The 11742-nt window shown below is 70.8% G+C and carries 6 protein-coding genes; 4 read left to right on the forward strand and 2 right to left on the reverse strand.

The genetic code is table 11. From position 1 onward, the window contains the following. The first annotated feature begins 264 nt into the window (after positions 1-264). Both J5T34_RS01605 and J5T34_RS01610 read left to right on the forward strand, forming a co-directional pair. Positions 265-696, forward strand: a complete 432-nt coding sequence (locus tag J5T34_RS01605) for a DUF305 domain-containing protein (protein ID WP_208578008.1) — start codon at positions 265-267, stop codon at positions 694-696. Further along, complete coding sequence (locus tag J5T34_RS01610; RefSeq protein ID WP_208578017.1) at positions 693-2174, forward strand: YncE family protein; 1482 nt, start codon at positions 693-695, stop codon at positions 2172-2174. Before J5T34_RS01605 ends, J5T34_RS01610 begins: the two co-directional genes overlap by 4 nt. Positions 2175-2208: 34 nt before the next feature. Here the strand turns inward: J5T34_RS01610 and J5T34_RS01615 are convergent, their stop codons facing one another. Next, complete coding sequence (locus J5T34_RS01615) at positions 2209-3108, reverse strand: LysR family transcriptional regulator (protein ID WP_208578019.1); 900 nt, start codon at positions 3106-3108, stop codon at positions 2209-2211. Between the two features lie 95 nt (positions 3109-3203). Between J5T34_RS01615 and J5T34_RS01620 the strand changes: the two genes are divergently transcribed. Further along, a complete protein-coding gene (locus J5T34_RS01620) occupies positions 3204-3809 on the forward strand; it encodes a cysteine hydrolase family protein (protein ID WP_208578021.1) in 606 nt (201 codons plus the stop codon). Positions 3810-4046: 237 nt separating this feature from the next. Here the strand turns inward: J5T34_RS01620 and uvrA are convergent, their stop codons facing one another. After that, a complete protein-coding gene (gene uvrA, locus J5T34_RS01625; RefSeq protein ID WP_208578023.1) occupies positions 4047-9956 on the reverse strand; it encodes an excinuclease ABC subunit UvrA in 5910 nt (1969 codons plus the stop codon). A 410-nt stretch (positions 9957-10366) separates the two neighbouring features. Here uvrA and J5T34_RS01630 point away from each other — a divergent pair, with 410 nt between their 5' ends. Further along, a complete protein-coding gene (locus J5T34_RS01630) occupies positions 10367-11719 on the forward strand; it encodes an ankyrin repeat domain-containing protein (protein ID WP_208578025.1) in 1353 nt (450 codons plus the stop codon). The last annotated feature ends 23 nt before the right edge of the window (positions 11720-11742 follow it).

The following is an 11742-nucleotide window of genomic DNA, read 5'->3' on the forward strand; positions in this document are numbered from 1 at the left end:
CTTTGTCGGTCGGCGGACGGTGCCGGGGTTGTCGTCCGGTCCGTCCTTACAGCGTGAACACCATCGGGGCGATTTTATTCCCGCCGACGCCGGCCCTCGTCCGGATTTTTTGCCGGCCGATGGGAATAAGCAGGCCGGGACCGCTGTTCACCTTGTGGTACGGACCTCGAGGAGTTCAGCATGCCTTCCCGTTTCCAATGGCGCGGTCGCGGTCGCGGTGCCGCGCGGGCTGGGTGCGCCATGTCCCGGGCCTTGCCGCCGATCATGGCCGTGGCCATTGGCGTGACGCTGGCAGCGGTGCTGGCGCCGGCGGCCGCGGCGGAGCCGTCCGCCGATGCCGCCAACCACGCCGCCTTCCTCGCCGAGAACGACCGTGCGATGGAACGGATGATGAAGGACATGGCGATCGCGCCCAGCGGCGACGTCGACCGTGACTTCGTCCGCATGATGGTGCCGCACCACCGCGGCGCGATCGAGATGGCGATGGCGCAGCTGCGTCACGGGCGCAATCCGCAGCTGCGCCGGATCGCGCAGGAAATCATCGCCACGCAGCAGCAGGAGATCGCGGCGATGCATCTGGCGATCGGGCTGCCGCCGGATGCCGCCGCCGAGCCGCCCTCGGATAGTGCCGTCGATCGCCAAGGCGCCGCCGCGGCGCCGGCCACCGCCCGCCATTCGCACAAGGAGCCACGATGAAGCCGACCCTGACCGCAGTCTTCGCCGCGCTGACGACGGCATTGGCGGCGGCCTTGCCCGCCACCACGCAGGCTGGCCAGCCGCCGCGCGCGGCCGGAGATCCCGATCGGCCGATCAGCCATCGCGACCGCATCTACGCCGCCGAGCAGTTCTCCAACACGGTGTCCGTCACCGACCCCGCCTCCAACGAGGTGCTCGGCATGATCCGGCTCGGCGAGCCGACACCGGCCAATTTCAGTCCCTTGTACAAGGGGCAACTGCTGGTGCACGGGCTGGGTTTCTCGCCTGACGGCCGTACGCTGGCGGTGGTGTCGATCGGCTCGAATTCGGTGTCCTTCATCGACACGCAGACCAATGCGGTCAGGCACGTGACCTATCTCGGCCGCTCGCCGCACGAGGCGTTCTACACGCCGGACGGCAAGGAGGTCTGGGTCACCGTGCGCGGCGAGGACTATGTCGCCGTGATCGACGCGGCGACCTACCGCGAGACAACGCGAATCACCGTGCCGGCCGGCCCGGGCATGCAGATCTTCTCGCCGGACGGCAAGTACGGCTACGTCTGCTCGTCGTTCCAGCCGCGCACCAGCGTGGTTTCCGTGGCCGAGCACAAGGTGATCGCCACCATCGAACAGGCCAGCGCCTTTTGCCCGAATATCGCCGCCACGCCCGACGGCAGGCAGGTCTGGTTCACGCTGAAGGACATCGGCAAGGTTCAGGTCTTCGATGCGCGGCCGCCGTTTGCGCCGATCCGCACCATCGATACCGGGCCGATCACCAACCACGTCAATTTCGTGCGCAACCGCAACGGCCAGTTCGCCTATGTGACGGTCGGCGGCACCAACGAGGTCAAGGTGTTCCGCACCGACGACTTCGCGCAAGTGACGACCATTCCGGTCGGCAAGCTGCCGCACGGCCTGTGGCCCTCCGGCGACGGCAGCCGCATCTATGTGGGGCTGGAAAACGAGGACGCGCTGGCGGCGATCGACACGCTGAGCCAGCGCGTGGTCGCGACGATTCCGATCGGGCAGGCGCCGCAGGCGGTGGTCTACGTGCCGGACGCGGTCAGGCAGGGCGATGGCCGGCAGAACCTGCAGCCTGCCGGCAGCATCGCGCGGGCCACGCAGCTGGCGCTGGTGCCGGTCGGCGCGGGCGAGCGGGACGCGGGACAACAGGCGCCGACCAGCGTCGCGCTGTTCGACCAGGGACTGGTGCAGGTGCTGCAGGCCTCGGTCACCGGCCTGCAGCCGAAGCAGGCCTATGTGCTCGGGCTGGCGGAGCGAGCGGACGGCGGCGGCCGCATCGAGCCGCTGGCGCGCTTCTTGGCCAATCCGGCGGGTTCGGCGATCGTCAATACGGTCGGGCCGATCCGGCAGGTGGTCGCCGGCGGCGGCGAACGCCAGGACGCGCGGCGCTTTCTGGTGATCGCCCCGGTGACAGACGCCGGCATCGGCGCGCCGGTGCAGCGGCAGGTACCGTAGTTGCCGTAGCGGACGGCGGACCGGGACGCCTCGCCTATGGCATGTCGGCGAAGCACTCGGCCAGCCAGTCGGCCACGGCGCGGAAGCGCGGCTGGCGCCGGTATTCGGACGGATAGGCCAGCCAGACCTCGCGCCGCACCTCGGGACAGTCCTGCAGCAGATGCAGCGACGGCTGCGTCTGCGCGGCGAAGTGCGGCAGCAGCGCGGCACCGGTGCCGGCCGCCGCGGCCCTGAGCAGCGTATCGACGCTGTTGCTCGACAGCACGATGGCGTCGCGCGCGATCTGCTTGTCGACCCAGCGGATTTCCGGCAGCGTCACGCCCGGCGCCAGCGACAGCGCGAGCTGGCAGAACGGCAGCGCGGCCAGGCCCTCGTCGGCGTAGCGCCGCCGCATGCTCGCGTTGCCGTAGACGCCGTAATGCATCGTGCCGATGCGGCGCGCCACCACCTGTTCCTCGACCGGGCGATTGAGCCGGATGGCCAGATGCGCCTCGCGGCGGGCAAGGCTGGCGCGCCGCGCCTCGACGATCAGCTCCACCGTCAGGCCGGGATGCCTATCGCGCAGCGCCGGCAGCCGTTCGGCAATGAACAGCGTGGCCACGCCTTCGGTGGCGGTCAGCTTGACCGTGCCCGACACGCTGCCGGGGCTCGCGCGGCGCGCCTCGAGCTCGCGGCCGATCCGGGCGGCATGCCGCTCCATCTGCTCGGCGGCGGCCAGCGCGATGCGCCCGGCCGGCGACAGTTCGATCCGGCCCTGCATCGATTCGGCCACCGGCGCGCCCAGCGCCGTTTCCAGCCGCCGCAGCCGGCGAATCACAGTTGCGTGCGTCAGGCCGAGTTCGCGCGCGCAGGCGGCATAGCTGCCCGAGCGGGCCAGTACGGCCAGCGTCAGCAGATCGTCCCAATGGGTGGTCGCAGCTGTTCTTTTTTGCACAGTCAGTCGTCGGAATTTGGCATGGTGGATCGGCAGCCCGAACCCTATCATGGCGGCATCGCACGATGTCGTGCATTCGATGAGGGAGAGACCCCATGCCGCAAGCCAAGACCCTGATGGATTTCGCCGGCGCGACGCGCAAGCCGGCCGACTGGCAGCAAGCCAGCCTGGTACTGATCGACCATCAACGCGAATATGTCGATGGCAGCCTGCCGCTGTCGGGCATGGCCGAGGCCGTGGCCGAATGCCAGCGCCTGCTGGCCGCCGCCCGCAAGGCCGGCGCACCGGTGGTGCATATCCAGCACCACGGTCAGCCGGGCGGCGCGATCTTCGATCCGCAGGGGCCTTATGTCGAGTTGGTTGCCGAACTGGCGCCGGCGCAAGGCGAGTCCGTGATCGTCAAGCATCTGCCGAACGCCTTTGCCGGCACGGCGCTCGCCGACACGCTCGGCAAGACCGGCCGCAAGCAGCTGGTGATCGCCGGCTTCATGACCCATATGTGCGTCAGCGCGACGGCGCGCGCGGCGCTCGATCTCGGCTACACCACCACGGTGGTCGCCGCCGCCTGCGCGACGCGCGATCTGCCCGATCCGGTCAATGGCGAGGTGGTGCCGGCCGCGGTGGTGCATCGCACCGCGCTGACGGAGCTGAACGATCTGGTGGCGCTGGTGGTGCCGGATGCGGGAGCGGTGGCTGCGTAAGTCGGCTTATAAGCGGCTCCCGCATGCGCGCCCGGCTGCCGCGTGCGCGTCGTGCCTCTGCGCGTGTGTTCTCCCTCTCCCCCTCAGGGGGAGAGGGTTGGGGAGAGGGGGTGGTTGAAGCCGCTGCAGCGTTGGCTGCGCCCGTTTTCCCTCTCCCCCGCCCCTCTCCCGCAAGCGGGAGAGGGGAGAACACCATCGGCCTGCGTCAGGGGCGAGTCCGAGGGCACATGTCGCCCGCTACGCCACCGCCCCGCGCACCACCTTCGGCCCGACCTCGTTGGCCGCCACCGCCGCCGTGCGCGCCAGCACCGGCACCAGCGCCGCCCCGGTATGGCTGCCCGGTGTGCGTGCCAGCACGTCCGGCGGCGCGGCCGCGACGATGGTGCCGCCGCCGTCGCCGCCTTCCGGACCCAGGTCGATGACCCAGTCGGCTTCGGCGATCACGTCGAGGTCGTGCTCGATCACCACCACGCTGTGGCCGCCGTCGACCAGACGGTGCAGCACGCGGATCAGCCTGGCGACGTCGGCCATATGCAGGCCCACGGTCGGTTCGTCCAGCACGTACAGCGTATGCGGCGGCTTCTGGCCGCGGCGCGTGATGTCGTCGCGCACCTTGGCCAGTTCGGTGACCAGCTTGATCCGCTGCGCCTCGCCGCCCGACAGTGTCGGCGACGGCTGGCCGAGCGTCAGATAGCCGAGCCCCACGTCCTTGAGCAGCTGCAGCGGATGCGCGATGTTCGACTGCGCGGCGAAGAACTCCACTGCCTCGTCGATCTCCATCGTCAGCACCTCGCCGATATTGCGGCCGCGCCAGGACACCGCCAGCGTCTCGGCGTTGAAGCGCTGGCCGTGGCAGACATCGCACAGCACCTTGACGTCCGGCAGGAAGCTCATGCCGATGGTGCGCACGCCCTGGCCCTCGCAGGCCGGGCAGCGGCCGTCGCCGGTGTTGAACGAGAAGCGGGACGCGGTATAGCCCCGCGCGCGTGCCTCCAGCGTATCGGCGAACAGCCGGCGGATCGCGTCCCAGACGCCGATATAGGTGGCCGGGCACGAGCGCGGCGTCTTGCCGATCGGGGTCTGGTCGACCTCGAGCACGCGATCGATCGCCTCCCAGCCGGTCACCGACTCGCAGCCCTGCCAGACATGCTGGACATCGAGCGTCTTGAAGCCCTTGCCGGCACTCGCGGCCGGCTCGCTAGCCTGCGCCGACTTGCGCGCGCGGCGCGTCGCCGGCGACGACAGCACCGAGCGGCCGACCGCATCGAGCAGATTGGTCATCAGCACATCGCGCGCCAGCGTGGACTTGCCCGAGCCGCTGACGCCGGTGATCGCCACCAGCCGCGACAGCGGCAGGCTCGCGGTGACGTTGCGCAGGTTGTGCAGCGTGGCGCCGTGCACGGTCAGCCAGCGCTCGGGCACTGCCGTGTCGGCGGCGCCCGCCTTGCCGCGCACAGCCGCCGTGACGGGCCGGCGTGCCTGCAGCGGATGGACGATCGGCCGGGCCAGGAACTGGCCGGTCAGCGACGAGGGCTGCGCCGCCAGGTCGGCGACGCCGCCCTGCGCGACCACGTGGCCGCCGCGCTTGCCCGCGCCGGGGCCGATGTCGATGATGTGGTCGGCGCGGCGGATGGTGTCCTCGTCGTGCTCGACCACCACCAGCGTGTTGCCCTTGTCGCCGAGCTTGCGCAGCGCGTCGAGCAGGATGCGGTTGTCGCGCGGATGCAGGCCGATGGTCGGTTCGTCCAGCACATAGCAGACGCCCTGCAGATTGCTGCCCAGCTGCGCCGCCAGCCGGATCCGCTGCGCCTCGCCGCCCGACAGGCTGGGCGCGGCCCGGTCCAGGCTCAGGTAGCCCAGGCCCACCTCCTCAAGGAATTCGAGCCGGCTGCGGATCTCGCTGACCACGTCGCGCGCGATCTCGGCGTCGCGGCCGCTCAGCGTCAGCTGCTCGATCCACGCGCGCGTCTGCGACACCGTCCACTGCGCGATGTCGACGATCGAGCGGCCGGCGAAGCTGACCGCGCGCGCGGCCGAGTTCAGCCGCGTGCCGTGGCACGACGGGCAGGCCGAGTGGCCGACGCCTTCGGGTTCGATCTCCTCCGACGGCAGCGTCTGCTCGCGGCCGCGTTCGTCGCCGCCGATCACGCTGTCGTCATAGGCGGCGCGTTGTTCCCCGGTCAGCGCCAGGCCGGTGCCGACGCAGCTCTCGCACCAGCCGTGCTTGCTGTTGTACGAGAACATGCGCGGGTCCAGCTCGGGATAGCTGGTGCCGCAGGTCGGGCAGGCGCGCTTGGTCGAGAAGACCTTGGTCTGGCCGACGCCGTCGCCGTTGTGGCCGTTGCCGAAGGCTTCGCGTAGGCCATCGAGGGGCGCCAGCAGGTGCATCACCCCCTTGCCGTGCTCAAGCGCCTGCTCCAGCAGCGCGCGCAGCGCCGCCTCGTTATCGGGCGAGACCACCACGTCGCCGACCGGCAGTTCGATCGTGTGTTCGCGGAAGCGGTCCAGCCGCGGCCACGGATCGACCGGCAGGAAGGCGCCATCGACGCGCAGATGCGTATGGCCGCGCGCCTTGGCCCATTTGGCCAGATCGGTATAGACGCCCTTGCGGTTGACCACCAGCGGCGCCAGCAGGCCGACATGCTGGCCGCGGTATTCGCGCAGCAGCTGCGCGACGATCGATTCGGGGCTCTGCGCGCTCACCGGCGTGCCGTCGTGCACGCAGTGCTGCAGCCCGAGCTTGACGTACAGCAGCCGCAGGAAGTGCCAGACCTCGGAGGTGGTCGCCACCGTGCTCTTGCGGCCGCCGCGCGACAGGCGCTGCTCGATCGCCACGGTCGGCGGAATGCCGAACACCGCGTCGACCTCGGGCCGGCCCGCCGGCTGCACGATCGAGCGCGCATAGGCGTTCAGCGACTCCAGATAGCGCCGCTGGCCCTCGTGGAACAGGATGTCGAAGGCCAGCGTCGACTTGCCCGAGCCCGATACGCCGGTCACGACGTTGAACTTGTTGTGCGGGATATCGACGTTCAGCGACTTCAGGTTGTGCTCGTGCGCGTTGACGATGCGCACCACGTTCTCGCCCTGGACCTCGGCCAGCGCGCGCCGCGCGCGGCGTGCCGCCGGCGAGCCGTGCGCCGACTGCAGCCGCAGCGCGTCGTGCTCGGCCTGCGCGTCGCTGCGCCCGATCTGGTTCTCGTACTGCAGCAGCGCCGCGCCGGTATGCGACTGCTCGCAACGCTTGACGTCGTCCGGCGTCCCCGCGCACACCAGCTGGCCGCCGGCGTCGCCGCCTTCGGGACCGAGGTCGATCAGCCAGTCGGCGGCGCGGATCACGTCGAGGTTGTGCTCGATCACGATCAGCGAATGCCCGCCGTCCAGCAGCTTGCCGAAGGCGCGCATCAGCTTGGCGATGTCGTCGAAGTGCAGGCCGGTGGTCGGCTCGTCGAACATGAAGAGCCGCCCCTCGCTGGCGTCCGGCGCGACGCGCTTGCGCGCCGCCTGCGCGGTCTCGGCGAGGAAGCCGGCCAGCTTCAGGCGCTGCGCCTCGCCGCCCGACAGCGTCGGCACCGGCTGGCCCAGCTTCACGTATTCGAGGCCGACATCGACGATCGGCTGCAGCACGCGCAGCACCTCGGCGTCGGCGGCAAACAGCGCCACCGCCTCGCTGACGGTCAGCTCCAGCACGTCGGCGATGCCCAGCGCGCGGCCGCCGCGTTCGATCCTGACCTCGAGGATTTCGGGGCGATAGCGCGTGCCGTCGCAATCCGGGCAGCGCAGGTAGACGTCGGACAGGAACTGCATCTCGACGTGCTCGAAGCCCGAGCCGCCGCAGGTCGGGCAGCGTCCGTCGCCCGAGTTGAAGCTGAAGGTGCCGGCGGTGTAGCCGCGCTGCTTGGCCAACGGCGCCTTGGCGAACAGCTTGCGGATCTCGTCGAAGGCGCCGACATAGCTGGCCGGATTGGAGCGCGCGGTCTTGCCGATCGGCGACTGGTCGACAAAGACCGCATCGCCGATCTGCTCGGCGCCGATGAGTGCGCGGTGCGCGCCGGGTGTCTCGGTGGCGCGGCCGAAATGGCGGGCCAGCGCGGGGTGCAGCACGTCCTGTATCAGCGTCGACTTGCCCGAGCCGGACACACCGGTCATGCAGACCAGGCGCTGCAGCGGGATCGACACGGTGACGTCCTGCAGGTTGTGCTCGCTGGCGCCTTCGAGCACCAGCCGCGGCGTGGCCTCGTCGACGGGCCGGCGGACCCAGTCCGATGCATCGGCGACGCGGCGCTGGCCGGCGAGATATTGGCCGGTCAGCGTGCCGGCGTGGCGGATCTCGGCCGGCGTGCCGTCGTAGACGATCTCGCCGCCGCGCTCGCCGGGGCCGGGGCCCATGTCGATCAGGCGGTCGGCGGCCAGCATCACCGAGGGATCGTGTTCGACCACTACCAGCGTATTGCCGGCATCGCGCAGCCGCCGCATCGCCTCGACGATCCGGTTCAGATCGCGCGGATGCAGGCCGATGCTGGGCTCGTCGAGCACGAACAGCGTGTTGACCAGCGAGGTGCCGAGCGCGGTCGTCAGGTTGATCCGCTGCACCTCGCCGCCGGACAGCGTGCGGCTCTGCCGGTCCAGCGTCAGGTAGCCGATGCCCACGTCGCACAGGTACTTCAGCCGCGTGCGCACCTCGGTCAGCAGCAGCTTCAGGGCGTCGTCGAGCAGCACGCTGGGCAGCGTCAGCGTGTCGAAGAAACGGCGGATGCGGTCGATCGGCAGCAGCATCAGGTCGTGCACGGTCAGGCCGGGCAGGGCCTCGAGCTGTTCGCGGCGCCAGGCCACGCCGCGCGGCATCACGCGGCGGGCGGGATCGAGCACGGCATCGGCGTTCTCGCGCGAGCCCAGGCGCCACAGCATCGCCTCGGTCTTCAGGCGGGCGCCGCCGCAGGTCTCGCACAGCGTGTAGCTGCGGTACTTCGACAGCAGCACGCGGATATGCATCTTGTAGGCCTTCGACTCCAGATAGTCGAAGAAGCGGCGCACGCCGTACCACTGGCTGTTCCACTTGCCGTTCCAGGCGGGGTCGCCGTCGATGACCCAGTCCCGCTGGTCCTGCGTCAGCTCGGCCCAGGGCGTGTCGCGCGGAATGCCGGCGCGCGCGGCGTAGCGCATCAGATCGTCCTGGCACTCCTTCCATGCCGGCGTCTGCATCGGCTTGATCGCGCCCTCGCGCAGCGTCTTGCGCCCGTCGGGAATCACCAGGCCGAGATCGACGCCGATCACGCGGCCGAAGCCGCGGCAGGCCTCGCAAGCGCCATAGGCGGAATTGAACGAGAACAGCGCCGGCTGCGGATCGGCGTAGCGCAGGTCGCTCTCGGGGCAGTGCAGGCCGGTGGAGAAGCGCCAGATGGTCGCCTCGGCGTCGGCCGTTTCCGCCGAGGCGGCGTCGCCTTCGGGCAGCACGTAGATATTGACCCGGCCGGCGCCGCGCTTGAGCGACGACTCGATTGCCTCGACCACGCGTGCCTTGTCGGCGCGCTGCAGGCGAAAACGGTCGGCGACCACGTCCAGCATCTTGCGCGGGCCCGTCGGCGAGTTCACCACGCGCTGCGCCTGCACGCGGGTATAGCCGCTGACCGACAGCCATTGCGCGATCTCGTCCTCGGTGGCCGACTCCGGCAGCTCGACCGGGAAGGTCACCGCCAGGCGCGGATCGTCGGCGCGGGTGCGTTCGAGCAGTTCGGCGTAGATGGTCTCGGGGGTGTCGTGGCGCACCGGCAGCGCGGTCTCGCGATCGAACAGCTGGGCGGCGCGCGCAAACAGCAGCTTCAGATGGTCGTTCAGCTCGGTCATGGTGCCGACCGTCGAGCGCGAGCTGCGCACCGGATTGGTCTGGTCGATCGCGATCGCCGGCGGCACGCCTTCGACGCGCTCGACCTGGGGCCGGTCCATGCGGTCGAGGAACTGGCGGGCGTAGGCGCTGAAGGTCTCGACATAGCGCCGCTGCCCTTCGGCATAGAGGGTGTCGAAGACCAGGCTCGATTTGCCCGAGCCGGACGGTCCCGTCACCACCGTCATTTCGCCGGTGCGCAGGTCCAGATCGACTTGCTTGAGATTGTGCTGACGGGCGCCGCGGATGCGGATGACGCCGGAAGACATGGGGAGGAATCCTTTCGGTGGGCGCACCGCTCCCCGAGGCGGGGGCGGTGGAAAGTCGGGCGTAAACTTTAGCAAAAGTCCCGCCGGCGCGTCCGGATGCCACGCCAACGCCGCCTGGCAGCCCGCCAGGGGCACCGAAGGTGGGGCGCCGCACCGACCACGCTGCGACACCAGCGCGCTCCTTTGCACAGATTCCGGGTGTTTTCAATAGATTCCGCCTGCCGGGCCCCATAGGATGGCGGCGCCGGCGGTGGCTGCGACCGGTCGAGCGGCATACCCCTCGGCCGGCCGCATTCCTCCAAGTAACCACCGCCGGCCCCACGCTGCCAGCCCGCCCCCTCGGCGCTCCGCTGGCAACCAGCGCCACCGCCTTCCGCGGCGGCCCTATCCCCAACGCCAGGAGAACAGGCATGGTGCTACCAACCAGGAGTTTCGTCGACGCCAAACCTGCCGGTGCGCCGGGCGGCGCATCTACCGTGGAAGGGGCGGCGGTCGCCGCCTTGCATGCCGCCATCGCCCGCGGCGATGCGGCCGCCATCGACACGCTCGCCGCCGGCCAGCCCGCACTGCTGCGGCTGCCGGACCGCGATGGCAATACCGCGCTGCACCTGGCGCTGCTGGCCGGCGGCGAATGGAAGGCCGTCGAACGGCTGCTGCAGCACGGCGCCGATCCGGCGCTGACCAACGCCAACGGCGATACCGCCCTGCATCTGGCCTTCCAGTTGCGCCCGGCCGCCCCGCAACTGGTCCGCGCGCTGCTGCGCCAGCTGGAATACCAGGGCACCCACGCCGCCAGGCTCGCGCTGTCCGCCCGCAATGCCGACCGCCAGCCGCCGGTGGCGCTGGCTGCGGACACGCTGGCTGGCGATGCGGCCCTGACCGCCACGATCGGCGAACTGGTGTCCGACTATCTCGGCTGGCTGGGACGCAGCGGCACCGACGAGCTGGCCCATGCCGCCGGCAGCGGCGACGTGGCGCAACTGCAGCCCTGGCTGGCGCGCGCCGAGTCGTTGTCGCTGCCGCTGTCGCCGCGCGGACACGGGGCGCTGGCCATCGCCGCCGGACGCGGCCATCTGGCGGCGATGCGCGAGCTGATCGCTGCCGCGCAGCCGCATGGCGCCTGGCTGATCGATCTGGCTTCGTTTCCGGATGGCGAGACGCCGCTGGCGCGCGCCGCCACCTTCGGGCAGCGGGAGGCCGTGGCGCTGCTGCTCGCGCATGGCGCGGCGGTCGACGGCCGCGACGCCGCGCGCCGGACGCCGCTGATGCGGGCCGCGGTCTACGGCCATGCCGAGGTCGCCGCCACGCTGCTGGCGGCCGGCGCCGATCCGCTGGCGCGCCAGGCCGAGGGCTGGACGCCGCTCGGCTACGCGGCCGCGGCGCTGCACCCCGAGGTGGTGGCAACGCTGCTGACGCATGGCGCCGCCGATGGCCTGCACCAGCGCAACGCCGCGATGCGCACACCCTTGCTGCTGGCAGCCGGCAGCGACGAGCTCGGACGATCGACGGGGCTGCGCACGCGCACCGTGGACCTGTTGCTGCGGGCCGGCGCCGGTGTCGACGCCGCGGATCAGCAGGGCATGACGGCGCTGATGCTGGCGGCACGGGCCGGCGACGCTGCCGTGGTCAGGCTGCTGCTCGAGGCCGGCGCCAATGCGCTGCTGCGCAATGCGAAGGGCCACACGGCGCTGACGCTGGCGCAGGCGGCGGGCCGGCGCGAAGTCGCGGCGCTGCTGGCCGAGGCGGCGCCGGCATCGAACTGAACGAAAACCCACTGAACAAGAGC

This window comes from Cupriavidus gilardii, from assembly GCF_017598945.1.
Lineage (GTDB): Bacteria > Pseudomonadota > Gammaproteobacteria > Burkholderiales > Burkholderiaceae > Cupriavidus > Cupriavidus gilardii_E.

Coding starts and splice junctions, on each gene's coding strand:
- J5T34_RS01610 (WP_208578017.1), top strand. CDS start 693: ATGAAGCCGACCCTGACCGCAGTCTTCGCCGCGCTGACGACGGCATTG.
- uvrA (WP_208578023.1), bottom strand. CDS start 9,956: ATGTCTTCCGGCGTCATCCGCATCCGCGGCGCCCGTCAGCACAATCTC.
- J5T34_RS01605 (WP_208578008.1), top strand. CDS start 265: ATGGCCGTGGCCATTGGCGTGACGCTGGCAGCGGTGCTGGCGCCGGCG.
- J5T34_RS01630 (WP_208578025.1), top strand. CDS start 10,367: ATGGTGCTACCAACCAGGAGTTTCGTCGACGCCAAACCTGCCGGTGCG.
- J5T34_RS01620 (WP_208578021.1), top strand. CDS start 3,204: ATGCCGCAAGCCAAGACCCTGATGGATTTCGCCGGCGCGACGCGCAAG.